The organism is Fluviicoccus sp. (genome assembly GCF_030646115.1).
Lineage (GTDB): Bacteria > Pseudomonadota > Gammaproteobacteria > Pseudomonadales > Moraxellaceae > Fluviicoccus.
This window is the reverse complement of record NZ_JAUSMX010000008.1, coordinates 53,829-78,050: the sequence shown is the minus strand read 5'-3', so window position 1 is coordinate 78,050 and position 24,222 is coordinate 53,829. Positions and strand designations below refer to the sequence as shown.

22 protein-coding genes are annotated in these 24,222 nt (G+C 61.1%); 8 read left to right on the top strand and 14 right to left on the bottom strand.

What is annotated here, in order from left to right; all coding sequences use genetic code 11:
- Positions 1-95: 95 nt before the first annotated feature.
- Positions 96-758 carry a riboflavin synthase gene (locus Q7T36_RS04620; RefSeq protein ID WP_304844536.1) on the bottom strand — a complete coding sequence of 221 codons (663 nt, stop codon included), beginning with the start codon at positions 756-758 and terminating at the stop codon, positions 96-98.
- Between the two features lie 150 nt (positions 759-908).
- Here Q7T36_RS04620 and Q7T36_RS04615 point away from each other — a divergent pair, with 150 nt between their 5' ends.
- Together Q7T36_RS04615 and Q7T36_RS04610 are read left to right on the top strand one after the other, a co-directional pair.
- The gene (locus Q7T36_RS04615) at positions 909-2,270 is read left to right on the top strand and encodes a PA14 domain-containing protein (protein WP_304844534.1); all 1,362 of its coding nucleotides are present in this window, start codon (positions 909-911) and stop codon (positions 2,268-2,270) included.
- Positions 2,271-2,440: 170 nt separating this feature from the next.
- On the top strand, positions 2,441-2,812 hold the full coding sequence (locus tag Q7T36_RS04610; protein ID WP_304844532.1) for a glycine zipper domain-containing protein: 372 nt from the start codon (positions 2,441-2,443) through the stop codon (positions 2,810-2,812).
- A gap of 34 nt (positions 2,813-2,846) precedes the next feature.
- On the opposite strand, the gene ribD is transcribed toward Q7T36_RS04610, so the two are convergent.
- From ribD to Q7T36_RS04545, 13 genes are all read right to left on the bottom strand, one after another.
- Positions 2,847-3,929, bottom strand: a complete 1,083-nt coding sequence (ribD, locus tag Q7T36_RS04605; protein ID WP_304844981.1) for a bifunctional diaminohydroxyphosphoribosylaminopyrimidine deaminase/5-amino-6-(5-phosphoribosylamino)uracil reductase RibD — start codon at positions 3,927-3,929, stop codon at positions 2,847-2,849.
- A 14-nt stretch (positions 3,930-3,943) separates the two neighbouring features.
- Positions 3,944-4,408 carry a transcriptional regulator NrdR gene (nrdR, locus tag Q7T36_RS04600; RefSeq protein WP_304844530.1) on the bottom strand — a complete coding sequence of 155 codons (465 nt, stop codon included), beginning with the start codon at positions 4,406-4,408 and terminating at the stop codon, positions 3,944-3,946.
- Between the two features lie 142 nt (positions 4,409-4,550).
- Positions 4,551-5,327, bottom strand: a complete 777-nt coding sequence (locus Q7T36_RS04595; RefSeq protein WP_304844528.1) for a hypothetical protein — start codon at positions 5,325-5,327, stop codon at positions 4,551-4,553.
- Positions 5,327-6,541, bottom strand: a complete 1,215-nt coding sequence (locus Q7T36_RS04590) for a hypothetical protein (RefSeq protein ID WP_304844526.1) — start codon at positions 6,539-6,541, stop codon at positions 5,327-5,329. Before Q7T36_RS04590 ends, Q7T36_RS04595 begins: the two co-directional genes overlap by 1 nt.
- 110 nt (positions 6,542-6,651) lie before the next feature.
- Positions 6,652-7,851, bottom strand: a complete 1,200-nt coding sequence (locus Q7T36_RS04585) for an acyl-CoA dehydrogenase family protein (protein WP_304844524.1) — start codon at positions 7,849-7,851, stop codon at positions 6,652-6,654.
- A gap of 78 nt (positions 7,852-7,929) precedes the next feature.
- A complete protein-coding gene (locus Q7T36_RS04580; RefSeq protein WP_304844522.1) occupies positions 7,930-9,237 on the bottom strand; it encodes a hemolysin family protein in 1,308 nt (435 codons plus the stop codon).
- Positions 9,238-9,373: 136 nt separating this feature from the next.
- The gene (gene greA, locus Q7T36_RS04575; protein WP_304844520.1) at positions 9,374-9,850 is read right to left on the bottom strand and encodes a transcription elongation factor GreA; all 477 of its coding nucleotides are present in this window, start codon (positions 9,848-9,850) and stop codon (positions 9,374-9,376) included.
- Positions 9,850-13,068: a carbamoyl-phosphate synthase large subunit gene (gene carB, locus Q7T36_RS04570; RefSeq protein WP_304844518.1), complete on the bottom strand. Its 3,219-nt coding sequence runs from the start codon at positions 13,066-13,068 to the stop codon at positions 9,850-9,852. Before carB ends, greA begins: the two co-directional genes overlap by 1 nt.
- Positions 13,069-13,158: 90 nt before the next feature.
- Entirely contained in the window at positions 13,159-14,289 is a 1,131-nt protein-coding gene (gene carA / locus Q7T36_RS04565) for a glutamine-hydrolyzing carbamoyl-phosphate synthase small subunit (protein ID WP_304844516.1), read from the bottom strand.
- A gap of 284 nt (positions 14,290-14,573) precedes the next feature.
- Entirely contained in the window at positions 14,574-15,017 is a 444-nt protein-coding gene (locus Q7T36_RS04560; protein WP_304844514.1) for an SCP2 sterol-binding domain-containing protein, read from the bottom strand.
- 106 nt (positions 15,018-15,123) lie between these two features.
- Positions 15,124-17,310, bottom strand: a complete 2,187-nt coding sequence (locus tag Q7T36_RS04555; RefSeq protein ID WP_304844512.1) for a patatin-like phospholipase family protein — start codon at positions 17,308-17,310, stop codon at positions 15,124-15,126.
- Between the two features lie 176 nt (positions 17,311-17,486).
- Positions 17,487-17,744 carry a hypothetical protein gene (locus tag Q7T36_RS04550; protein WP_304844510.1) on the bottom strand — a complete coding sequence of 86 codons (258 nt, stop codon included), beginning with the start codon at positions 17,742-17,744 and terminating at the stop codon, positions 17,487-17,489.
- Positions 17,745-17,773: 29 nt separating this feature from the next.
- Complete coding sequence (locus Q7T36_RS04545; protein WP_304844508.1) at positions 17,774-18,013, bottom strand: hypothetical protein; 240 nt, start codon at positions 18,011-18,013, stop codon at positions 17,774-17,776.
- Positions 18,014-18,217: 204 nt separating this feature from the next.
- Here Q7T36_RS04545 and Q7T36_RS04540 point away from each other — a divergent pair, with 204 nt between their 5' ends.
- The 6 genes from Q7T36_RS04540 to Q7T36_RS04515 all read left to right on the top strand — a co-directional run bounded on the left by Q7T36_RS04540 (position 18,218) and on the right by Q7T36_RS04515 (position 24,213).
- Positions 18,218-19,183 carry a YafY family protein gene (locus tag Q7T36_RS04540; protein ID WP_304844979.1) on the top strand — a complete coding sequence of 322 codons (966 nt, stop codon included), beginning with the start codon at positions 18,218-18,220 and terminating at the stop codon, positions 19,181-19,183.
- A gap of 152 nt (positions 19,184-19,335) precedes the next feature.
- Entirely contained in the window at positions 19,336-20,166 is an 831-nt protein-coding gene (locus Q7T36_RS04535) for a hypothetical protein (protein WP_304844506.1), read from the top strand.
- Between the two features lie 60 nt (positions 20,167-20,226).
- Positions 20,227-20,727 carry a hypothetical protein gene (locus Q7T36_RS04530; RefSeq protein ID WP_304844504.1) on the top strand — a complete coding sequence of 167 codons (501 nt, stop codon included), beginning with the start codon at positions 20,227-20,229 and terminating at the stop codon, positions 20,725-20,727.
- 14 nt (positions 20,728-20,741) lie between these two features.
- Positions 20,742-21,344: a hypothetical protein gene (locus tag Q7T36_RS04525; protein ID WP_304844503.1), complete on the top strand. Its 603-nt coding sequence runs from the start codon at positions 20,742-20,744 to the stop codon at positions 21,342-21,344.
- A complete protein-coding gene (locus tag Q7T36_RS04520; RefSeq protein ID WP_304844501.1) occupies positions 21,341-23,128 on the top strand; it encodes a hypothetical protein in 1,788 nt (595 codons plus the stop codon). Before Q7T36_RS04525 ends, Q7T36_RS04520 begins: the two co-directional genes overlap by 4 nt.
- Positions 23,122-24,213, top strand: a complete 1,092-nt coding sequence (locus tag Q7T36_RS04515; protein WP_304844499.1) for an OmpA family protein — start codon at positions 23,122-23,124, stop codon at positions 24,211-24,213. Before Q7T36_RS04520 ends, Q7T36_RS04515 begins: the two co-directional genes overlap by 7 nt.
- The last annotated feature ends 9 nt before the right edge of the window (positions 24,214-24,222 follow it).

Genomic DNA, 24,222 nt, shown 5'->3' with positions numbered 1-24,222 from the left:
CGCGGCATCGGGACCGGATGCGATCAAAATTAACCGCGGATAATAGCACAGGGGTCCGGATTTCACCCGTCCCCCACCGGAAGGCCGACAAAAAACTAGCGTTTCAGGAACCCGTTTTCGGCCAGGAAGGCCATGCTGATGCCACCCTGGCTCCCGGCAGCGGCCTTGTCGCCCAGCATCAACCGTTCCAGGTAGCGCGCCAGTACGTCTACTTCCAGGTTGACGCGCGCGCCGGGCTGCCAGTCGCCGACATTGGTCTGGTCGGCGGTATGCGGCACGATGTTGAGGTCGAAAACAGCACCATCCACGGCATTGACGGTCAGGCTGATGCCGTCCACCGTCACGGAGCCCTTGTGGGCGATGTATTTCGCCAGCTCGTCCGGCGCACGCACGCGGTATTGCAGCGAACGGGCGTCACGCTTGAATTCGACGATTTCACCGACGGCGTCGACATGGCCGCTGACGATATGTCCGCCCAGCCGGCTGGTGGGCATCAGCGCCTTTTCCAGATTGACGCGGGTTCCGGTCTTCCAGCCGCCCAGCGTGGTATGGCGCAGGGTTTCGTTGGAAACATCAGCGGCATAACCCTGCCCGGTCAGTTCAATGACAGTCAGGCAGATGCCGTTGGTGGCGATGGAATCGCCCAGTTTGACGTCGGCCAGATCCAGACCGCCACTGCGGATGACCAAGCGCACGTCGCCGTTACGGGGAATGATCTGCTGGACAACGCCAACGGCTTCGATAATGCCGGTAAACATGGGTGCGTAACTCCATAAACTATAGCCGCAAGGATACTCAAAGCCAGGGGGTGTCAGCCAGCCTTACCGCCCGTCAGGTCTGATTCTAACCACAGAAAGACAGTGCTAGACTCCGGAGAGTCCCCTTTGGTCATCATATGGAGATACATCATGGCTGACTTTCCCCTGTTGCGGCGTCTGGCAACGCTGACGGCCGCCCTGGCGCTTGCCGGGTGCATCGGCGACAATGACGACGTGCTCTCCGCCCCCGCTCCTGCCGCTACCAACACCATTACCGTGACACCATCCCTGGGACGCATCAGCCATGCCCGGGTCGTGCTGCGCAATGCCCGCACCAACCAGGAATTGCAACGCCAGACCCTGGGCACGGGCGGCAGCATTCAGTTCAAGATTCCCGAATCCGTAGACGCCATTGTCGTGGAGGTGCTGGGCGAGGCTGGCGGCGATTATTTTGACGAAGCCAAGGGCCGGAAAGACCTTCCCGCTGATTTCATCATGCGCGCGGCAGGTCAGGTCAGCGGAGACCTGAATCTGGGCGTCACCGTTTTGACAGAGGCGGCCGTCCAGTATGCTGAAAAGCTGCCGGACGCCCTGACCAAACCGGCCAATATTGAGGCCGCACTGCTCAAGATCGGGGAAGCCGTCGGCATCGCCGACATCAACCAGCCACCCACCCCGGTCAACTCCGAAGCCGACTTCGCTTCACTGCAGGATAACCCGGCAGACCGTTACGCCCTGAAGCTGGCGGGGCTGGTCAAAGCCGCGTCCGAAAAAACCGCCTCTCCAACCCCTGCTCTGGAGCTGGTCAAAACCTTGGCCAAAGATTTGAGCGACGGGCAACTGGACGGCAAGGCCGGCAGCGACCCCGTCGCCGATCCACCCTATTCGCCCCTGCCCTCAGTCTTTGCCGAGTCCTGGAAATTCGGCATGGAAAATGTTCTGGAACACTTGCCGGAAGGTGATCTGAAGGATCAATTCCGGACCGCCGTGGTTGACACCACCGACGTCAAGGAGGACACCGGCAATGTCGTCTCGGGTGACACGGTTTTTGGCGGCGGCGATGGCAAATGGAAGGGGGAAATCTACCTGCTGGATGTCGGCATCGGCCAGTTGCCGGATTTTACGACCCTGACACCGATCGGCTCACTGTTTACCGACATCATCGACATCAGCCCGCGTTCCTTTACCGATCCGTTCCCCGGGGTACCCAGTGACCGGTTTGAATGGTTCGGTGTGCGCTATCAAGGTCCCCTCACCATCCGCGAAGCAGGGGACTACAGCTTCCGTACTGTCAGCGATGACGGTTCCAAGCTCTATGTGGATGATGTCTTGCTGGTCAACCATGACGGCCAGCACGCACCGTCATCCTCCGCCACCGCTACCGTGTCGCTTGCCAAGGGCGTCCACACCCTGCGAATCGAATATTTCCAGGGGCCGCGAACCCAAATAGCCCTGCAGGTCTTCGGCAACAAGGTCGGCAACCCGGAACAATTACTGCGGCCGGTGCTCTAGCACTCCGGCATCAGCCATGAGACAGGCCTGCTTGCAAAAGCAGGCTTGCTCGGTCCGATAACGGGGGCTTACACGCCTCACCACAAAGCTTACAGCTGATGCACTGACATATCCGGAAACATCAACGATGCTGCTCCTGTGACATTTTTATCGCACTTGAGGACGCATTCATGAAGAACCTGACTATTTCCCTACTGGCGCTGGCCGGCCTGCTGGCATCACCGCTGTCCCAGGCCGGAGACAGCGGCGCCGTGGTCGGCGCGGCTGTTGGAGGCGCGGTTGGCGCGGCGGTCGGCCAAAAAATGGATCCCCGGAACGGGGCGATTATCGGCGGCGCGATTGGCGGAGCCACCGGAGCCGCCATCGGCTCGCAAAGCAACCGGCCGGTCGAGAAAGTCGTGGTCCAGGAACGGGTGGTGGTGCAACAACCGGTTCAGTCACGACATGTGGTCTATGTTCGTGACAACGATGAACATCGCGACCATGGCAAGCACCGCGGCCACGGCAAGAAGCACAAGCGAAACCACCGCCACCATCACTGACACCGGTGACGGGTCCGGCTGAACCGGCCCCGTCTCACGCCGCTCCGTCAAACCCGGCCAGTAACCGGATATCCTTCCCAACCTGCCGCACATCCCGGATCTGCAAGGGCAACTGATCCTCCATGCGCCAGAACGGCAGCACAAACAACGGCCGCGCCAGGTTGCCCAACAGCGTCGGTGCAAGATAGATCACCAACTCATCTACCAACCGCTCGCTGACAAACGCCCCGGCCAGGGTGGCACCGGCTTCCACCAGCACCTCATTGGCCCCTTGCGCCGCCAGACGTTGCAGCAGCCCGCGCAGGCCTTCTTCCTCAGACAATTGCCAGACTTCCGCGCCCAGCGCCGTCAAGGCTTCAACCTTGGCCTGTTCCACGCCCGATGACGCCGCAACAATCACTTTGGTGTCTGCTTTCAGCACCTTTGCCGTAAGCGGGATACGCAGCTGCCGGTCGACGATAACGCGCCATGGCTGCACCGGTTCGCCGTAATGCCAGTCGGTCCAGTCCTGCGGCCGCACGTTGAGGCCGGGATCATCCGCCAGCACCGTGCCGATACCTGTGATGATGGCGCTGCTCATCGCGCGCCAATGTTGCACATCGCGGCGGGCATCCGGCCCGGTAATCCACTTCGACTCACCCGACGCCATTCCGGTGCGGCCATCCAGGCTGCCCGCCGTCTTCAACCGCACCCAGGGCAAGCCGCCTTGCATGCGCCGCAGGAAGCCCTGATTCAGCGCCGCCGCCTCGTTTTCCAGCACCCCGACCGTGGTGCGGATGCCCGCCGCCTCCAGGATGGCCCGGCCCTGCCCGGACACCAGCGGATTGGAGTCCAGCCCGGCCATGACGACGCGGCCGACGCCGGCTTCGACCAGAGCGTTGGCGCAGGGCGGCGTGCGGCCGAAATGCGCACAGGGCTCCAGCGTCACATAGGCGGTGGCCCCTTTGGCCAACGCCCCGGCCTGACGCAAGGCAAAGACTTCGGCATGCGGCTGCCCGGCGCTGGGGTGGAAGCCCTCGCCCACAAGTTGCCCGTCACGAACAATGACGCAGCCGACGCGGGGATTGGGATGGGTGGTGTACAAGCCGTGACGCGCCTGTTGCAGGGCGCGGGCCATCCAGACGTGATCGCTCACGGGGCATCATCCGGGGCGTTGAGGCGATCGATTTCAACCATGAACGCCGCCACATCCTTGAAGTCACGATAGACCGAGGCGAAACGGACATAGGCCACCTGATCCAGTTGCCGCAAGGCCTCCATCACCAGCTCGCCTATCAGCCGCGACTTGACCTCGCGTTCGCCGGTGGCGCGCAACTGGTGCAGGATGTGTTGCAGGGCGCTGTCGATCTGTTCAATGCTGACCGGACGCTTCTGCAGGGCGTGAAGCATGCTGCGGCGGAGTTTTTCCTCGTCAAACGGCACGCGGCTGCCGTCGGACTTGATGACGCGCGGTGTCACCAGTTCGGCGGTTTCAAAGGTGGTGAAGCGTTCGTTGCAGACCACGCATTCGCGGCGGCGGCGCACCTGCTCGCCTTCTGCGACCAGACGGGAGTCGATGACCTTGGTATCGGGAGCGCGGCAAAAGGGGCAGTGCATGGCGGGTTGTCAATATCGGGAAAAGATGGGGCGATTCTGCCCCGCCCTTCCCCGGAATGACAAGCCGTATATGACAGGCCTCGTACTGGAACAAGCTTTCAGGCGGAGTACCTGTGGCTGCAGGTCAGGCTAAGGTAGCTGGTCAGGGTGTGTTAATCCATTTCCCGTAGCGAATTCCACCGTCAAATTCCATCACCTCCTTGCCGCCGGGGGCAAAGATGGCCGTGGTGGTCACCGTCGGGTACAGCGCAGGGTTGCCTCGCTTGGGCACCACGCCCAGTACGGCCTTCATGCGCGGATCAAAGAGGACTTCACTGGGCGAAACAGCTTCCGGCACATAACGCACCCCCATCATCACGGTATTGTTGAGCTTTTGCGGCTGCTGCATCTCCTCAATCTTGTTCAAGCGGATGCCCTTGGCAAAACAAAAGCCCGGCCGGTGACGCGCTTCACCCGAACCTTCATCGGATTTGGTTTCACCCGGCGTGCAGGGAAAGCTGAAACCCACGGAGCGGTCATGGATATCCGAGTAATACAGGCCTTTGCCCTTATCTGTCAGGCGGAATGTCACCGTGGTGCCGTAGTTGCCTTCGTCATCCGAATAGCTTTCAGTATCCTTGTCGAGCAGGCCAACCTGATACAACTCCTCGCACTTCGGGCAACCCAGGGATGAGCCCGCCCTGCATTCCAGGGAACCATCGTAACGGCTGACCCAATGCGATCCACCCTGGCGGGTGTTATAGGGAAAGGGGCCGCCTTCCACGCAGACGCTTCTCTCGTTCTCAACCAGCATCCTGGACAATGCCTGCTCGACTACCGGCAACTTGCTGTCCACAACCTGCTTTTCCATCATGTGCTTGCCGCCCCAGAACATCCCGACCACGATGCCGGTGAATACCACGCGTGAAACCAGCTGCATTATTTCCCCCCCGATTTCCAGGAAATGTCACTTTCAACCACCGCCGGCAATGTGCGTGATTCCGGATAGTCCCCGGTGCCGAGAACCCCTTCGATATTCTCACCCCAGGTGTGGAGCTTGCCGTCCTCTGTCAGGGCAGCGGCATTGCGATAACCGGCCGCGATGGCAATCCAGCTGCGGCTGTTGTCCACCAGCGATGGGGCATAATGCGACTTGCCATCCACCGCACCGTTCTGCCCCCAGGCCCACAGCGAACCGTCCGCCTGGATGCCGTAGGTGGTTTGCGGTGCAATGGCTATCTCCAGCCACTGCATCTCGTTGAGCCGCCGAATGCCGGTTTCGGCAATCTTCAGATTGCGCTCGCCGGTACCCAACTCACCAAAGGAGGTACTGCCAAACCCCCACAGGTAATGGTCTTCATCCAGCGCCAGGACATGGTAGGTATTTTCACGGCAAAAGACCCGGCTGAACCGGGTGTCTGCCTTGATTTGCGTCAGCGGCAGACGGTCAGGCATCACGCCGCCATCCCGCTCATCCTTGGCCAAAATGTGCTTGAAGCTGTCCTTGGGCAGGTTGCTGCGCCATAGCCCGCCGTGGCTGTCCACAGCATAGAACATGCCCTGACCGACGCAGATATCGCGCCAGTCAAGTCCTCCATCTCCTGCCGGAAACAGGCGGGGTGCGCCATTTTCTTGCAGGACAGGGTCAGTCCAGTCATAGGCTTCTTCCGCCCACACCCAGAGTTTGTCCAGACCATCAACGCCGACGCCCAGCCGCCAATGCTCCTCAACCTTACGCCACTGGCGTTCGCCGAAAACCTGCCGGAAAGGAGTGTCAGACCTCATGCCGCCGTCTTCCCGACGGTTGGAGCCGCCAAGCGACCAGCGCCAAAGGTGTTTGTCGCTGTCAATGCCATAAACGGTATAGCTCCCGGCATGGATATAACGCCAGTCACCGGTGGTCGGGATGGCATGCGGCAGTGAGGTTTTTTTGACATCGGGAAGATCGAGTTTGCCCCAGCCGTGGAGACTGCCGATATGGTCAAGCACCAGCACCTGGTACCTGCCGGCGGATATGACACCGGAGAGCGTCTGCACCGCCGGAGTGAAGCTTGTTTGGGCGGACGTTGCAAGCGCTGCTGGGCGATGCTGAAAATGCAGCCAGACCATCACCAACAGCATCAGGCCAACGAGGTAACTCATTGTGCGGAGCATGCGAAATTCCTTTTATTAACAAGCATTATTTACCGCACAGACTACAGAAGCTCCTTATTAAAGACAATCCTTCCATCCTCGGCTCAAGCCGTGTCGGGCTGAAGCCCGACCTACAGGCCCCAGCGGAAGAAGTCCTGTCCCTCCGCCAGATAGGCCCGCGACAGCACCATCTTGTGGATTTCACTGGCGCCGTCCACCAGCCGCGCCTGCCGGGCGTAGCGGTAGATCCACTCAACCATGGTGTCCTTGGAGTAGCCGCGCGCACCCAGCAACTGGATGGCAGTGTCGGCGGCTTTCTGCAGCGTGTCCGCCACATGGATCTTGGCGATGGAAATGTCGGTGCGGGCGAAATCGCCCTGATCCAGCTTCCACGCCGCTTGCATCGTCAGCAGCCGGCCGATGTGGATATCCTTGGCGGCATCGCCCAGCATCCATTGCACACCTTCATGTTCAGCCAGCTTTTGGCCGAAACTCTGGCGCTGCGAAACGTAGGCCCCCGCTTCCTCCAGGCAGCGCTTGCTGAGGCCCAGCCAGCGCATGCAATGGGTGAGGCGCGCCGTACCCAGCCGGATTTGCGTGACTTTCAGGCCGTCGCCGACTTCCAGCAAACGGTTCTCATCGGGAATTTCCAGACCCTCAAAAACAATCTCGCAGTGACCGCCGTGCTCTTCCGGCCCCATGATGGCAATGCGACGTTCGATGCGCCAGCCGGGTTGTGAAGCATCAAACAGGAAGGCGGTGAGCCCCTTGCGCTCGTGATCGGAGGTGCGCGCCAGCAGGATAAAATGTTGCGCCCCTTCCGCGCCGGTAATGAACCACTTGCGGCCGGTGATGATCCATTTATCACCACGTTTCTCGGCCTTGGTGTAGGTCAGCGAAGGGTCGGAGCCACACCCGTCCGGTTCGGTCATGGCAAAGGCCGAGCGCACCTTGCCGTCGATGATCGGTTGCAGCCAGCGCTCCTTGAGCGCCTCGGTCTTCAGCAGTTTTTCCAGCACGATCATGTTGCCGTCGTCCGGCGGCGCGGCGTTGAACATCACCGGCCCGAAGGGCGAACGCGCCGCTTCTTCATAACAGGCGGCCATGCCCATGACGCCAATGCCCTGACCGCCCCGCGACTTCGGCATCTGGAACGCCCACAGCCCCTCGGCTTTTGCCAGGGCCCGGACTTGCGCCACTACGTCCTCACGGATGTTTTCATGCGCATCAAAGACGTCAGGACGTTTTTCCAGCGGCAGCACCTGCTGTTCCACAAAGGCGCGCACCCGCAGGCGGTAATCTTCAATTTCTGGCGAGAGGGTGAAATCCATGGTTCAAGGAACTCCGATGTGGAATGACGGATGGTCGGGAAAAGAATCCCCGACAATAATCTGAACCATGATTCGCATTCAACTCGCGTTCGCGGCGGGCGGCAGCTTCGTCACCAGAATCTGGTCAATACGGTAATTGTCGATATCGACGACTTCAAACTTGTAGCCCGCCAGTTCGATGCTGTCGGTGCGCTTGGGAATTTTCTTCAGCAGGTACATCATGAAGCCGGCGATGGTCTGGTAATTGTCCTCGTGCGGCAGCTCCTCGATATCCAGCGCCCGCTTCACGTCCTCCACCGGCGTCGCGCCGTCCACCAGCCACGACACCTCGTCGCGCCTGACGATCAGCTCCTCAATGAAGGAACTGACCAGATCGCCCATCAGCGTCTTCATCACATCATTGAGGGTGACGATACCCACCACCAGCGCGTATTCGTTGAGGATCAGCGCCAAATCCTGATTGGTGACCTTGAAGCGTTCCAGCAGCTCGGACAGCGTCAGCGAGTCGGGAATGGCCAGGATGTTCTTCACCACCAACTCCCGATTCAGGGAAATGGCTTGCTGGTTGAGCGTGCGCTTGAGGATGTCCTTGGATTCGACAAAGCCGACCACGGCGTCCACGTGGTCGTCGCAGACCACAAAGCGGGAATGCGGATGATCGGAAATCTTCGCCTTCAGCACGCTTTCATCATCCTGCAGGCGCAGGAAGACCACGCTTTCACGGGGCGTCATGGCGAAGGTGACGGTGCGGGTATCCAGTTCGAAGACGTTTTCAATAAGGTGCTGTTCCTGCTTGTGCAGGGCGCCAGACGCGGTCCCGGCATCCACCATGGCGCTGACATCATCAAAGGTGATGTGATCCTCACGGGTGATCTGGATGCCCAGCAGCCGGAACAGGCCGGTGGCGATGCCGTCATACATCAACACCACTGGCTTCAGCAGCATCAGGCTCAAGCCGATCGGCTTCACCACCAGCACCGCCACCTGCTCCGGCCAGGTCATGGCCAGCCGCTTGGGCATCAGGTCGGCAAAAACGATGAACAGCGAGGTGACCAGCAGGAAGGCCAGCAGGAAGCTGGCCTGGTCAATCCAGCCGGCCGGACCAAACAGTGCGTGCAACTGCGCGGCCAGATGCGGCGACAGCGCCTGCTCGCCGACGATGCCGCCCATGATGGCGATGGCGTTCAGCGCCACCTGCACCACCGTGAAGAAGATGCCGGGCTGCTCCCGCAGTGCCAGCACCCGCTGTGCCCGCAAGTCTCCCGCCTCCACCATCTGCTGCAGGCGGATGCGGCGCGCCGAAGCCAGGCCGATCTCGGCAAAAGAGAAGAAGGCGCTGACCACAATCAGCGAGGCTATGACCAGCAGGTTCTGGAAGAGGCTCATGGGAGCATGCAACGCCGGGGCGTTATCCTCAAATTCAAGATGGAACTAATATACGCCGCGAATATGACCGCTGCAAAAAAGCAAAAGGGCAGGATTGCCGCCCTGCCCTTCAACCGGTTGCGCAACCGCTGCCGTTTTACTCGTAACGCACTTCCGCAATCTCATACTCCACCTTGCCGGCGGGCGTCTGGATCACCACGGTGTCGCCTTCTTCCTTGCCGATCAGGCCGCGCGCAATCGGTGAATTCACCGAGATCTTGCCGATCTTCAGATCCGCCTCGTCGTCGCCGACGATCTGGTAGGTCTTGGTTTCGCCATTGCCGACATTTTCGATATCAACCGTGACGCCGAAAATCACCTTGCCGGTTTGCGGCATCTTGGAGATGTCGATGATCTGGGCATTGGACAGCTTGCCCTCGATTTCCTGGATGCGACCTTCGGCAAAGCTCTGCTGCTCGCGGGCGGCGTGGTACTCAGCGTTTTCCTTGAGATCGCCGTGGGCGCGCGCTTCGGCGATGGCGGCGGTGATGCGCGGACGCACCACTCCCTTGAGGTTGTCCAGTTCCTTGCGCAGGGCTTCCGCCCCGCCGACGGTCATGGGTACGCGTACCATTATGCCAACTCCTTGTGCAGATCCTGCAGGCGGCAGACCGACAGTTCGGCGTCAGACTTCAAAGCCTGGCAAACTGCATTGGCGCCGCTGATGGTGGTGGTGTAATACACCTTGCCTTGCAGCGCGCTGCGGCGGATCGAGAACGAATCCTGCTGCGCCTGCTTGCCTTCGGTGGTGTTGATGATCAGGCTGATTTCGCCGTTCTTCAGCATGTCGACAATGTGCGGACGGCCTTCGGTCACCTTGTTGACACGGCGGCAGGGCACACCGGCTTCTTCCAGCACGCGCTGCGAACCGCCGGTGGCAACCAGCTCGAAACCGATTTCGACCAGATCACGGCCGATCTGCGGCAGCAAGGTCTTGTCGGAGTCCCGCACCGAGATGAAAGCGCGGCCGCCGGTAGGCAGCTTTTCATTGGAGCCCAGCACCGCCTTGTGGAAAGCTTCGCCGAAGGTGACACCCACGCCCATCACTTCGCCGGTGGATTTCATTTCCGGCGACAGGATGGGGTCGACGCCGGGGAATTTGGCGAAGGGGAACACTGCTTCCTTGACACTGTAGTACGGCGGAATGATTTCCTTCTGGAACTTCTGGCTGGCTAGGGTCTGGCCGGCCATGCAGCGGGCGGCGACCTTGGCCAGCGATGCGCCGATGCACTTCGAGACGAAGGGTACGGTGCGCGAGGCGCGCGGATTCACTTCCAGCACATAGACTTCGTTAGCCTTGACCGCGAACTGCACGTTCATCAGCCCGACCACACCCAGCTCGCGGGCCATGGCGATGGTCTGGACGCGCATCACGTCCTGCACATCCTGCGCCAGCGCATAGGGCGGCAGCGAGCAGGCGGAGTCACCGGAGTGGATGCCGGCCTGTTCAATGTGCTGCATGATGCCGCCGATCACCACTTCTTCACCGTCGGATACGCAATCAACGTCGACTTCGATGGCGTCATCCAGGAAACGGTCAAGCAGCACCGGCGAGTCGTTGGAGACCTGCACGGCGGTGCGCATGTAATGGCGCAGCTCGTCTTCGTTGAAGACGATTTCCATGGCGCGGCCGCCCAGCACGTAGGACGGGCGCACCACCAACGGATAGCCGATCTCCGCCGCCAGGCGCACGCCGTCTTCGGCATTGCGGGCGGTGCGGTTGGGCGGCTGCTTCAGGTTCAGGCGTTCCACCATCTGCTGGAAACGCTCGCGGTCTTCGGCGCGGTCAATGGCGTCCGGGCTGGTGCCGATGATCGGCACCCCGGCGGCTTCCAGGTCTCGGGCCAGCTTCAACGGCGTCTGGCCGCCATATTGCACGATCACGCCCTTCGGCTTCTCGACGCGCACGATTTCCAGCACATCCTCCAGCGTCACCGGCTCGAAGTAGAGACGGTCGGAGGTGTCGTAATCGGTGGAAACGGTTTCTGGATTGCAGTTGACCATGATCGTTTCGTAACCGTCTTCGCGCATGGCAAGAGCGGCATGGACGCAGCAATAGTCGAACTCAATGCCCTGGCCGATGCGGTTCGGACCGCCGCCCAGCACCATGATCTTGTCACGACCGGAGGGCTTGGCTTCGCACTCTTCCTCGTAGGTGGAGTACATATACGCGGTGTCAGTGGCGAATTCGGCGGCACAGGTATCCACGCGCTTGTAGACCGGGTACACGCCCAGCTCCCAACGCTTCTTGCGCAGCTGCTTCTCGCGGACGCCCAGCAGGCCGGCGAGGCGGCTGTCGGCGAAGCCCTTGCGCTTCAGCTGCCACAGCACGTCACGGGTGCAACCGGCAAAGCCCAGTTGCTTGACCTTTTCCTCGGCCTTGATGATGTCTTCAATCTGCACCAGGAACCACGGATCGACGGCGGTGTATTCATAGACCTGCTCGACGCTGAGACCCATGCGGAAGGCGTCGCCGATGTACCAGATACGCTCGGCGCCGGGATTCTTCAGCTCATGGCGCAGCTTGTCCATGGCATCCTTCTGGCCGGGCTGGATCTTCGGGTTGAAGCCGTCGGAACCCACTTCCAGGCCGCGCAGCGCCTTCTGCACCGACTCCTGGAAAGTGCGGCCGATGGCCATCACTTCGCCCACCGACTTCATCTGGGTGGTGAGGCGGCCGTCGGCCTGGGGGAATTTCTCGAAGTTGAAACGGGGAATCTTGGTGACGATGTAGTCGATGGACGGCTCGAACGAGGCCGGGGTCTTGCCGCCGGTGATGTCCTTCTTCAGTTCGTCCAGCGTGTATCCGACGGCCAGCTTGGCCGCGACCTTGGCGATGGGGAAGCCGGTGGCTTTCGACGCCAGCGCCGAGGAACGGCTGACGCGCGGATTCATCTCGATCACGACCATGCGGCCGGTTTTCGGGTTGATACCGAACTGGACGTTGGAACCGCCGGTCTCGACGCCGATCTCGCGCAGCACCGCGATGCTGGCGTTGCGCATGATCTGGTATTCCTTGTCGGTCAGGGTCTGCGCCGGGGCGACGGTGATGGAGTCGCCGGTGTGCACGCCCATGGCGTCGAAGTTTTCAATGGCGCAGACGATGATGCAGTTGTCGTTCTTGTCACGAACGACTTCCATCTCGTACTCCTTCCAGCCGATCAGCGATTCGTCGATCAGCAGTTCCTTGGTCGGCGACAGGTCGAAACCGCGCTCGCAGATTTCCACGAATTCTTCGCGGTTGTAGGCGATACCGCCGCCCGAGCCGCCCATGGTGAAGGACGGACGGATGATGCAGGGGAAGCCCAGCGTCGCCTGGATGGCGAAGGCCTGTTCCATGTTGCCGGCGACAGCGGCGCGCGGGCACTCCAGCCCGATGCGGCGCATGGCCTGGTCGAACAGCTTGCGGTCTTCGGCCATCTTGATCGCATCCTTGGACGCACCGATCAGCTCGACATTGAATTTTTCCAGCACGCCGTGCTTGTCGAGGTCCAGCGCGCAGTTCAGCGCGGTCTGGCCGCCCATGGTCGGCAGCACCGCGTCCGGACGTTCCTTCTCGATGATCTTGGCCACGGTCTGCCAGGTGATCGGCTCGATGTAGGTGGAGTCGGCCATCGACGGGTCGGTCATGATGGTGGCCGGATTCGAGTTCACCAGGATGACGCGGTAGCCTTCCTCACGCAGGGCCTTGCAGGCCTGGGCGCCGGAGTAGTCGAATTCACAGGCCTGGCCGATGACGATCGGGCCCGCGCCAATGATGAGAATGCTTTTGAGATCGGTACGCTTTGGCATGATTCCGCCCTAAGATTTTTTAACGCAACCCTTTCCGCTTGAAGCGCCCTCTCCCGGGACGGGAGAGGGTTGGGGAGAGGGGTATAAACTTTACTTCCGCGCCTGCACCAGCTCGATGAAGTGATCGAACAGGCCGTCCGCATCGTGCGGGCCGGGGCTGGCTTCAGGGTGACCCTGGAAGCTGAACGCCGGCTTGTCGGTGCGGTGGATGCCCTGCAGCGAGCCGTCGAACAGCGACTTGTGCGTGGCGCGCAGGTTGGCAGGCAGCGTCGCCTCATCGGCGGCAAAACCGTGGTTCTGGCTGGTGATCATCACACGGCCGGTTTCCAGATCCTGCACCGGGTGGTTGGCGCCGTGGTGGCCGAACTTCATCTTCAGCGTCTTGGCGCCGGAGGCCAGAGCCAGCAGCTGGTGGCCAAGGCAGATGCCGAAGACGGGGATGTCGGTTTCCAGGAAGGCGCGGATGGCCTCGATGGCGTAGGTGCAGGGCTCGGGGTCGCCGGGGCCGTTGGACAGGAAAATGCCGTCCGGGTTCAGCGCCAGCACATCTTTCGCCGGGGTCTGCGCGGGCACCACGGTCACGTCGCAGCCACGGTCCACCAACATGCGCAGGATGTTGCGCTTGACGCCGAAGTCATAGGCAACAACCTTGAACTTCGGGGCTTCGGCGGGGGTCACGTGGCCCTTGCCGAGCTGCCAGCTGCCTTCGGTCCAGGCATAGCTTTCGGTCACGGACACGACCTTGGCCAGGTCGGCGCCCTTCAGTCCGGGGAAGGCGCGGGCCTGGGCCAGCGCGGCTTCTTCACTTATGTTGTCACCGGCCATGATGCAGCCGTTCTGCGCGCCTTTTTCACGCAGGATGCGGGTCAGGCGGCGGGTGTCGATATCGGCAATACCGACGATACCATGACGCGTCAGGTAGTCGCTGAGCGACTCCTGGTTGCGGAAACTGCTGGGAATCATCGACAGTTCGCGAATGATTAGACCGGCCGCCCAGGGCTTGGCGGACTCGGCGTCTTCATCATTAATACCGGTATTACCGATATGCGGGTATGTCAGGGTGACGATCTGCTGGCAATAGGAGGGGTCGGTGAGGATTTCCTGATAGCCGGTCAGGGCCGTATTGAATACCACTTCACCGCTGGTGCTGCTATCGGCACCAATGGAAATACCCCGGAAGATGCTGCCATCGGCAAGGGCGAGAATGGCGGGCTTACGCAAAAGAACCTCCGCACGGAACTGGGACAGACGCAGGCGTTTGCAGGGCCGTGTCGGGCAGCGCCTGCAAAAAAGCGAGACAGACCTAGACTCAACGGTGATGGGTATCGCCGCTGTCCCTGAATCTTCTCGCTTGCAAATGCGGCGGATTCTACAGAAAGGAGAGGGAAAAGTCGAATTCGGCGTGCGTCAATTCGGAGTGACACTGATGGGGAGTCACTCCGAGGAATCCGGCCGGAATGTGGAAAGGAAAGCTGTGGCGCACGTATGGAGCCGATCCATCAGGATCAAGCCGCCTTGCGCCCTTCCTTCCCCCGCTTCTGCTGCCCCTTCACCCACTTCACCACCTGCCGCACCGGCTTCGGCAGCTTGGGTTGCAGGAACTTGGCGGCGTTGTTGAACCACATCAACAGGCTGAAATCACCTTCCATCTTGATATCACCGGCCTGCATGCCCTTCATGAAGGCCATCGGCGAAGCCTTGGCCAGGGTTTTCAAGGCATATTCGGCATCCTTGAAGGTCAGCGTGAAATCCGGCTTGGCATGCGCCTTGGCGCGGGAATAGACCCGGCGGTTCTTGATGGAAAAATAACGCACCGTCTGGCCATCCGCCGTCTGCAACTGGATCACCGACTTGCGGTTGTGCAGCATGGCCATGAAACCGGCGTCATGCGAAGCCAGATAACGCATGCGGGTTGCCATGAACAGCAACATGAGCTGGAATTGATTCATGCCGTAACCTTCTTTTCTTATACGTTGAATGGGTGTGATTCCGGAATGTAGCAGGTCAAAAGACAAAGCCCAAGTACCGGATCGACCACCGCAGCGACAGAACCGGTCAGTAGCCGATGCCCAGCGTCAGGCTGGCCGCGCGCCGGCCGCCCTTCCCCTGCGCCAGGGTCAGGTACAGCGGCCCCAGCCGCGTATCCGCCGCCAGCACACCGCCCACACTCCAGGCAGCATGACTGAACAGTTCACTATGCCATTCGGTGTCCGGCAAGGCATTGCCCGCCTCCGCCACCACCCCCAGATAGACGCCGCCGCCCAGCACCGGCGGCATCTCCCGCACCTGCCGGTAACCCAGCACCCGGGTCAGGAAAAAGGTGTCGCCCGCCAACTCAGAGGGACGGTAGGCCGACAGGCTCATGGGGCCGCCCAGCTGGAATTCCTCGGCATAGGGCAAGGTGCTGCCCAGCGCACTGCCACCGCGCCCGGTCAGGAACAAGGTATAAGGCCCGCCGGTAAAGGCGCGACGCCAGTCCAGCGACACCTTGCTGTAATGGCGGTCGCTGCCCAGCCCAGTATCGGTGGTAAAGGCGTCCAGCTTCACCCAATTGCCGCTGCGGGGGAAACGGGGGCTGTCCAGCTGGTCATAGATCAGCTTCAGGCCATATCCCGCCTGGGTATAGGTCTCCCCCACCAGCGGAAACACGGTCTGCAAGGCGGAGGTCCATTTCACATGCTCACCTTTCAGATAAAAGCGCACCTCCCCCCACTTGTCGAGTTCCGAACCGAAATCGACCCCACCACCTACCCGCTTGACGCGATTACCCACCACTTTTTCATGATCGATCACCACATTTCGCGGTTCATCACGCAAATCGCCCCACGGCGCCACAAAAAATGCTCCGTTCAGCACCGTGGGCTGGAAGAATTCCGTGCGCAGGCTACGGGTTTCGCCAACTTCCCCCTGCGTCAGCCATTCCGCGCCCAAGCTGTTCAACCAGGTGCGGCGCAGGCTCGCCTTCAGGCCAAAACCGGAATCCCCGGAAAAGTCCGTATTCAGCTTCAAGCCCAGCCGCAGGAAGTCACGTCCGTCCTTTTCAATGGGAATGATGCGCAGCAACGAGCCGTCCGGTGAAGGCAACAACTGGTAGGTCAGACGGACAAAATCACCCCGGGCATAGATACGGTCGATACTGTGATGAAGTTCCGGCTGGTCCAGCGGCTCACCCTTGCGCACATCCAGCAGCGATTTCAGCACTTCCTTGCTCACCCAGCGCGTCGGGGTGATTTCCACCCGGCCGACTTGCCGGTGTTGCGGCTTGCGCGCCTCCACCCCGGCCCGCCACGCGGCATAATCCTCCGGGCTCAGCGCCAGCGCCCGCAAGCCGGGCAGCATGGCGCGGGCAGCCTTCTCACCGGCATCAATCATGCGTTTGGCTTCGTTGAAATCGGTGGAGGTGAGGCCGCTCAGATCCGGGGTAATCAACACGTCGCGCTTGCCCAGCGTTGCAATCTGCGCCTGCATGTCCTTCTGCACTGCAATGTTGATGGTTTGCTCACTGACCGCAAACAAAGACTCCAGCTTGTCCTTGGCAGCATTGGGTGAGGAGACGTTGACGGCCACCACCGCGTCGCCGCAAAGCTTGCGGCCCACATCCACCCCCATGTTCTTGACAATGCCGCCGTCCACCACCATCTGCTCCTTGTAGGAAACAGGGGGGAAAACACCCGGCACGCTCATACTGGCGCGCATCACCAGCGGCAGGTCGCCCTCGTCCATAATGACGGTGTCGCCGTTTTCGATGTTGGCGGCAATGGCGCGATAGGGAATGGGCAGCTGATCGAAACGGTCCACTTCCAGACCGCCGGTCAGCTCCCGGAAAAACTGGGTGATGTAATGCACGCCTACCAGGTTGCGCGGGGCCACCGGCCAGAAATTGCGCAGGGTCAGCGTGAAGTCGAAATAGTCCTGGCCGTCGTCACGCTTGCGGATATAGGGAATATCCCGGCGGTGCGGCTTGTCGCCAAAGAGGTAGTCCCAGTCCGCCCCTTCTACGCGCTGTTGCATCTCTCCGGCCGTCATGCCGGTGGCCGCCGCCCCGCCGACAATGGCGCCCATGCTGGTGCCCACCACGCAATCCACCGGCACCCGCGCTTCTTCCAGCACCTTCAGCACGCCTATATGGGCAATGCCACGCGCACCGCCGCCGGACAACACCAGCGCAACTTTGGGACGCTCGGCCGCCTGGACCAGGACGGAACAGGCAAGGGTCAGCAACAGCAGCAGGGGCCGCTTCATGGCGGAAGACTTCCGGTGGGAAAATTTGAGGGGATTATAGCGGAGGTGAGCCAAAAGCCTACGCGGGAAACGACAACGACGGTAGCGCCTTGGGAAAATATGGGGAAGTCAACCACAGGATGAAGGCCGGAGGTCATTCCCCCGGCGCTGCGCGCCAAGCTGCTGCGGCGGAAGGCTCAGGCCGCGCGAAACTGCGGAGTCGTCGCCACGGACGACTTGAACAGCGGTGTTGCCACCGCCTGTTTTTCGGAAGCTCTGGAATAGGCCTCCTCCTTGCTGCCGCAAAAAAGCACGGTGCGGCCGCAGGTGCCGCATACCCGCACCGCCGTATCTTCCGTGGGGCGCAAGGCGCTCCAGCTGCGCGGACAATCCCCGGTCTGTGTAAAACAGACAGCATCCTCTTCCACCAATATGACTTCACCGGACCCGGTCATCATCATCTCCCTGAAACCCTGGATAAGCACTAACGCGCCGCTTGTTTTTCCGACGCCGCCACCATCAAGAATATGAAACCTGTCACAATCATGAAAGACAGTACACCCGCCAAAACCGACAACTCGTCGGGCAATATCAACGCCACCAGACGCATCATGGCGCAAATCGCCGCCGCAAAAATCACGCCCCCCGCCGCAAAGGCCAGCCAGACACGGTACCGCGACATCAACAACAGGGAGGCTCCCAGAATCAGCATGGACAGCATCATGTTCTTTTTCTCCTGCATGAAGTTTGTGCAGGACCATTATGCAAAGTCTGATTGCGAGGCGGCAGTGGTTGAAACCTGCTCAGCGACCGCCTGTGTCGCGCGGGTTTGTGCGTCATAAACTGTCGTGCAAACAGGATTTCAGGCTTGAGTTCTGCGAACAGGCGGAGTAATTTCCAGCCACTTCAACGGCATTATTAAAAGACAATCCTCATGATGAGCAAGGAAAAAGCCGGCAGCCTACATCGACAATGGCTGATTCTGCAGCGGTTGCCGCAAGGCAAGTGGATCGGCACCACCGACCTGATGAAGTCATTGGTGAAAGACGGCGTCGAAGTGAGCCTGCGCACCATCCAGCGCGACCTGAACCAGTTGGCCGAACGCTTTCCGCTGGAACACAACAATGCCTCGCCCCAGGGCTGGCGCTGGCGCGCCGATGCGCAGATTTCCAGCCTGCCGCACATTACCACCAGCCAGGCCGTGACCTTCCTGATGGTGGAAGACCATTTGCGTCACCTGCTGCCGCCCAGCCTGCTGGATGAACTGCGGCCCTGGTTCGACATGGCGCAACGCACGCTGAACCTCAGCGACAGCAACCAGGGCCGCCACTGGCTGGATTGCGTGCGCATTATCCCGCCGACGCAGCCGCTGATTCCGCCCACCGTGCCGCGTGAGGCCCAGCAATCGGTGTATGAGGCGCTGCTGGCCAACCGCCAGTTGCAGGCCGGCTACCAGCGACGCTATGACAAAACCGCCGCCGAATACACCCTGAATCCGCTGGCCATTGTGCAGCGCGGGCCGGTGATCTACCTGGTGGCGACCCGGGCCGACAGCATGGAGAAAATCCGCTTGTTTGCGCTGCACCGCTTTGTCAACGCGGAGGTGCTGAAGACGGCAGCAGTTACCCCTGAGGGCTTCAGTGTCGATGATTATCTGGAAAGCGGGGCAATGGGCTTTGGCCAGGGGGAGCCGGTGCGGCTGCGGGCATTGTTTGAAGCTAGGGCGGGTGAACACCTGCATGAATGCCAGCTGAGCACCGACCAGACGATTACCGAACAGGATGACGGACGCCTGCTAGTGGAAGCGACCGTGCGCAATACCTCGCAATTACTGTGGTGGTTGCGCGGTTTCGGCAAGGCGGTGGAGGTGCTGGAACCGATGCTGGAGTTGTAGGAGGAAAGGAAGAATCTTTTCACGCCTGATGCAGATTGTTTTACCACCCAAACGAGGCTAATCTCGAACCCAGCGTTAACCATAATCATTACAATGACTGTCTGACGACCCCGACAGCCGCCACGCCACCCCTCAGGAACGAGGTACACAGGATGTCCGGGTTTTCTCTCCGTCACGCCATCGGCCTGACCAGTCTTCTGGCCTGCACGGCCGCCACCGCCAATCCCCTGGTCGTCCGCCAGCAAACCGACTGGAAAGCCGTTGACGGCTGCGCCCGCGAAATCTCCGTTGCTGAATTCGGCAAACCGCTGGTGGTGGGTTGCGCCGCCGGCGGGCCGGGCGGTTTCCAGATCTTCCGCCGCAACGGCTCCCAATGGGATCTGCAACCGGGGGCTGGCGTGAAAATCGCCGACCTGGGCAATGCGCTGACGCCCTTCATCATCGACAAGAACGGCGGGCTGTGGCGCGGCTCCGGAGCCCGGCAACCGGGCTGCGTCCAGGAAATCGCCTCCAGCACGCGGCCCGATCTATGGGCCGTCAACTGTGACCGGGCCTCCGGCGGCTACGTCATCCAGCGGGCGGACAACCTGACGCCGGTGGTGGCCGGTGGCAAACCCGGTGATTATGATGTCAGCACCTGGCAAACCCTGCCCTCCAAAAACGGCGCCTTGAAAGTCGCGGTGGGCGATACCGTCTGGATGATCAATCGCGACCGGCAAATCTACACCTTTGACCGCACATCCTCGCAATGGCAAATGAAGCCGGGCTGTGCGGTGGAAATTGCCGCCAACGGCCCGCATGCCTGGGTCATCGGCTGCGCCGCCGGAGGTGACGGCGGCAACCAGATCTTCCAGTGGAGTGCTTCCGGCTGGAAAATCGTCAAGGGTGCCGCCATGAAGGTGGCGGTGGACAACCTCGGTAACCCCTGGGTCATCGACAAGTCCGGCGGCATCTGGACCTGGACCTTCAAGACTCCCCGCTAATACGTGCGGGGCGCCCCAACGCCATGCAAAGACAACAACAAGCCACGAGGACTTTCCCCCATGTATGCACTGATCCGTATTTCCACCACGCTGCTGGGCCTGAGCCTGGCGTCCGCCGCCATGGCCGGGGTCGATCCCGCCTGCGCCCCGGTCATCAAGTCCAGCCTGGCCCGCGCCGCCGCCCCCGCCTGGGAAACCGTCACCGTAGTCAGCCCCGGCAATTTCAAGATGGAAGCCATCCAGGCTGGCGGCCAATCCTACATGCGCATGAACGGCGAACGCTGGAAAAAAGCCCCGGTGAATCTCGCCAAGGCGGAACAGCAAGTGGTCGCACAGATCAATAGCGGCCAGATCAAGCTCTCCAAGTGCAAGGATGGCGGCGACTCCACCATCGATGGCATTCCCACCCGAATGATTAACTACACCGTGGAAATGGCTGGCGCACCGGCGGCGGCGGCCACCCTGCATGTCGGCAAAGCGGATGGCCTGCCCTATGCCCAGACCGGCGACAAGGTGAAAACCCACATCCGCTATCGCGGCGTCACCGCCCCCAAACTCTGACCGGAGTCACTGCCATGCCCGCCTGCTTGCGCACCACCTTGCTGCTGATGCTGACCCTGATGCTGGGCGCGTGTGAGCAGAAAAAAGAAGCTCCCGAACCCGGCGACCTGCCCGCTTTCGGCGAGCCTGATCAACCGATTGACACTGCTGCGGCCCAAAAACCATTACCCACCCCCTGCTTACTGGTCTCGGCGGCGGATGCGCAGGCGGTCACCGCCCAGCCGATGGCGGTGATGAGCGACGAGCCCAAGCTCTGCGCCTATAACAGCACCGCCAGCGCCGGATCCTTCACCACTCTGATGGTCAACCTCAGCGACAACGACGATGAGGCCATGGCCATTGATGTCTTTCGCGCCATTGCCGGACTGCCCGGCAAGCTGAACAAGATGGTCAATGACCAGATGGGCGAGACCACCAAGAAATCAGGCCAGACCCTGGACGGTCTGGGTGATGAAGCCCGGCTGATGAAAGGCAATACCGACATGATCGGCCAGACTTCTTTGGTGGTGCGTAAAGGCCGGGTGGTGCTGAACCTGTCGGTGATCGGCATGGGCGGCGACCCGGAAACCGGCGCCAGACTGGAAGCCCTGGCGCGCAAGATCGTGGTGGCGTTATGAACAGGGCGCTCCGGCTGGCGGCCGGGGTGTGGCTGGCGGTTTCCGCCTGGCAGGCGGTGGCCGACGAAGCCCCGGTCAAGGCGACCGTCACCGTGCTGGTGACCCCGCCGGCGGTGCAGCCGGGTGAGGCCGTCACCGTCAGCGGCATTGCGCCGCTGGATGCCAAAGGGGCGGTGACAGTGCGCATTTCCCCGCCGGGTGGCAAACCACCGGTGGATCTGCGGGTCAACCCTTCCACCAATGGCGATTACAGCGTGAATTTCCGGGGCACAACTTGGGCCGGGGAATACAAAATCGGGGTTGTTTCTCCTGGCGGGCGTGTGACCGGTCAAGGCGTATTCACCGTCGCCGTGATGGAACCGCTGAACGAAATTGATGAGGCTGGCCAGGAGGCGCGCAAGATTGAAGCCGAGATCCGCAAGGTGGCGGCCGATATCGACTCCCAGGTCGCCCTGTTGCCCACCACCCCGGAAGCCTCACAACTCAAGGCCAAATGGAGTACCCTGAAACCGCAGCTGCTGCAAGCCGCCCGCGATGCCGGGGACATTGACGGCCTGCTGGAACCGTTGCCGGCGGCGGCGCGCCAAGATCCCGGCCTGCGTCCTGCCTTGCTGCCTTTTGCCAAGAAACTGGATGACTGGACCAAACTGGCCCGGCCCGAGCGGGAGCGCATCAGCCGTGAACTGGCCAAGAGCAAGCATGCGAATATCAAGTGTGAAAATCTGGAGAGACTAAAGGAAGGATTCAATTATGCAGCCGCCTTGCTGAACCTGACAGGCGGCCTGCTCAATGCCATCAAGTCAGTCGCCGTCGACTATGTAGCGGCGCAGGTGGCAAAAACCATCGACGACAAAGCCAAGGCCTTCTCCAAAAACTTCGGCTTCCCCGCTGGCGAATCGACCAAGGTGGCTATTGCCTTCACCGAAGCCGCCGCCAAAGGCAAATGGGGCGGCAATAAAACGGTGCTCAAACTGGCCGCCAAGGAAACCGCCCGGGGTTCCGTTTTCGGTCTTCTGGCAGACGCGGCCGCATTTGCGGCTGACCGCCTGTTTAACGCGAGTTGTGAACGGATGTCCGGCCCCATTCAGGGCTTCATGCATGCCGACTTCTTCGCCCGCTCCACCGGGGAGGTCTGGTGGAACTATGATATCCATTACTCCGGAAAGCTGGAGTTGCGTTACCCCAAGAATGCCAACTCCGGGGAAGCTTCGTCCGTGAAAGGAGAGTTCATGGGCCAAGCCACCAAATTCACGCTGTGGGAAGATTCAATGCGCATTGGTTTTCCAGGGCTGACCAACAGCGCCATCAAGTTCAAACGGGTGCTGCTGCCTCGTCCCCAGTTGTTTGCCAGTGGCTCGGCACAAGAGGGGACAATGGCTGGCAGCGAGGAAAAGCCCATTGATGTGGAAGGTAAAGTCGCCGCCACTTTCCTCAAACCGTACTCTTTTTATGTGCCGGTAGAGGGCGAGATCGTCAAAGGAGTATTAACCCTGCGTATCAGCCCTGCAACCAGTGACTACAATGCTGTGGCGCGAGTTGTTTATGTATTTATTTCGCCCCTCACGAATATGATCCCGGTAGCGACAACTTTTGAGCTACCCTACAAAGAAGCTAATTTCTTCTTCACCCGCGTTTCCAAGGGGGCTCCGCTGCAATTTCCCGTTGTCAAGGAGGGCAATGCCCTCAAAGTGGAAGGTACAGCGAAGAACAAGCAAGGCAACAATATCGCTGAGGGCTTTTATCAACTGAAAATCAAGATCTGCAACCCGGAAGGATCATGCTGAAACCCCTCCTCGCCCTGACCGCCGGCCTGTGGCTGTCCAACCTGCACGCCGCCGCCGCGGTTGCCGTCCCCCTGACGCCCGGTCTCACCGTCACCACCGCCCTGCTGGAGCCCGGCCGTGGCGACTACGAGTCCACCAAGCGGCTGGACGCCCGGCAAGGCGCAGGCTGGCGCATCACCTATCGAGCCACCTTCCCGCCCGGCCGCGCCGCCGGCAGCACCGAACGCGTGGACAGCCTGCGCCTGCAAAGCGACGCCGACCTGCAAAAAGCCACCACCTACCGCCAAATGTTTGAAACCGGCGTCGAGGAAGACTATCCCGGCACCACCGCCCTCGGCGCATCCACCCAAGTGCTGCGGCAATTGAAGCAACAGGGCAAAAGCCCGTTCCGGCTAGTGGAAAGCGTCAGCATCTTCCCGGCCGCCGCCGGTCAGGACAGAGCGCTGGGACTGGCCAACCTGTTGACCGAAGGCGAAGCCGAGTTCAAGGGTGAACTGAAGAAGCTGAAGTCCCTGACCGTGCCGGTGATCGTCAACGGCCGCGTGCAGCAACTGCCCGCCATTGCCGCACAGGGCGAATTCACGGCCAACGGCGCGGGACGCATCCCCGCTTCCTTCGTATTCCTGGACGACGAGCAGAACCCGCTGGCGCTGCGCTGGAGCATCGGCAAGAGTACGTTGAGCGTGGTGCGCATCGACTGGCCCAAGGCCGATGACGCGGCGACGCTGAACTCCGAACTGACCCAGCGCAAGCGCATCACACTGCCCGGCCTGTATTTCGACTTCGGTTCGGCCACACTGAAGCCGGAGTCGTCCACGGCGTTGAAAACCATCGTTGCTTTACTCAGGAAAACGGCAGGGCCGTTACGGCTGGAAGGCCATACCGACAACATCGGGGCCGCTGCCGCCAATCAGGCGTTGTCACTGGCGCGAGTGCAGGCGGTAAAGGCAGCACTGGTGAAGCTGGAACCGGCACTGGCGTCACGACTGACCCCGAACGGATTTGGCGCGGCGCGGCCGGTGGCGGACAACACCACGCTGGAAGGCCGGGCGCAGAACCGGCGCGTGGAACTGGTGCTACCGTAATGAATGCAA

Excerpts from the sequence above, each read along its gene's own strand:
- Q7T36_RS04595 (WP_304844528.1), bottom strand. The coding sequence starts at position 5,327 with ATGCAGCTGGTTTCACGCGTGGTATTCACCGGCATCGTGGTCGGGATG.
- Q7T36_RS04550 (WP_304844510.1), bottom strand. The coding sequence starts at position 17,744 with ATGACCGGGTCCGGTGAAGTCATATTGGTGGAAGAGGATGCTGTCTGT.
- Q7T36_RS04525 (WP_304844503.1), top strand. The coding sequence starts at position 20,742 with ATGCCCGCCTGCTTGCGCACCACCTTGCTGCTGATGCTGACCCTGATG.
- Q7T36_RS04590 (WP_304844526.1), bottom strand. The coding sequence starts at position 6,541 with ATGCTCCGCACAATGAGTTACCTCGTTGGCCTGATGCTGTTGGTGATG.
- Q7T36_RS04545 (WP_304844508.1), bottom strand. The coding sequence starts at position 18,013 with ATGATGCTGTCCATGCTGATTCTGGGAGCCTCCCTGTTGTTGATGTCG.
- Q7T36_RS04520 (WP_304844501.1), top strand. The coding sequence starts at position 21,341 with ATGAACAGGGCGCTCCGGCTGGCGGCCGGGGTGTGGCTGGCGGTTTCC.
- Q7T36_RS04555 (WP_304844512.1), bottom strand. The coding sequence starts at position 17,310 with ATGAAGCGGCCCCTGCTGCTGTTGCTGACCCTTGCCTGTTCCGTCCTG.
- Q7T36_RS04515 (WP_304844499.1), top strand. The coding sequence starts at position 23,122 with ATGCTGAAACCCCTCCTCGCCCTGACCGCCGGCCTGTGGCTGTCCAAC.
- Q7T36_RS04620 (WP_304844536.1), bottom strand. The coding sequence starts at position 758 with ATGTTTACCGGCATTATCGAAGCCGTTGGCGTTGTCCAGCAGATCATT.
- Q7T36_RS04610 (WP_304844532.1), top strand. The coding sequence starts at position 2,441 with ATGAAGAACCTGACTATTTCCCTACTGGCGCTGGCCGGCCTGCTGGCA.
- Q7T36_RS04580 (WP_304844522.1), bottom strand. The coding sequence starts at position 9,237 with ATGAGCCTCTTCCAGAACCTGCTGGTCATAGCCTCGCTGATTGTGGTC.
- Q7T36_RS04530 (WP_304844504.1), top strand. The coding sequence starts at position 20,227 with ATGTATGCACTGATCCGTATTTCCACCACGCTGCTGGGCCTGAGCCTG.
- carB (WP_304844518.1), bottom strand. The coding sequence starts at position 13,068 with ATGCCAAAGCGTACCGATCTCAAAAGCATTCTCATCATTGGCGCGGGC.
- Q7T36_RS04615 (WP_304844534.1), top strand. The coding sequence starts at position 909 with ATGGCTGACTTTCCCCTGTTGCGGCGTCTGGCAACGCTGACGGCCGCC.
- Q7T36_RS04560 (WP_304844514.1), bottom strand. The coding sequence starts at position 15,017 with ATGAATCAATTCCAGCTCATGTTGCTGTTCATGGCAACCCGCATGCGT.
- greA (WP_304844520.1), bottom strand. The coding sequence starts at position 9,850 with ATGGTACGCGTACCCATGACCGTCGGCGGGGCGGAAGCCCTGCGCAAG.
- nrdR (WP_304844530.1), bottom strand. The coding sequence starts at position 4,408 with ATGCACTGCCCCTTTTGCCGCGCTCCCGATACCAAGGTCATCGACTCC.
- ribD (WP_304844981.1), bottom strand. The coding sequence starts at position 3,929 with ATGGCCCGCGCCCTGCAACAGGCGCGTCACGGCTTGTACACCACCCAT.
- Q7T36_RS04585 (WP_304844524.1), bottom strand. The coding sequence starts at position 7,851 with ATGGATTTCACCCTCTCGCCAGAAATTGAAGATTACCGCCTGCGGGTG.
- Q7T36_RS04535 (WP_304844506.1), top strand. The coding sequence starts at position 19,336 with ATGTCCGGGTTTTCTCTCCGTCACGCCATCGGCCTGACCAGTCTTCTG.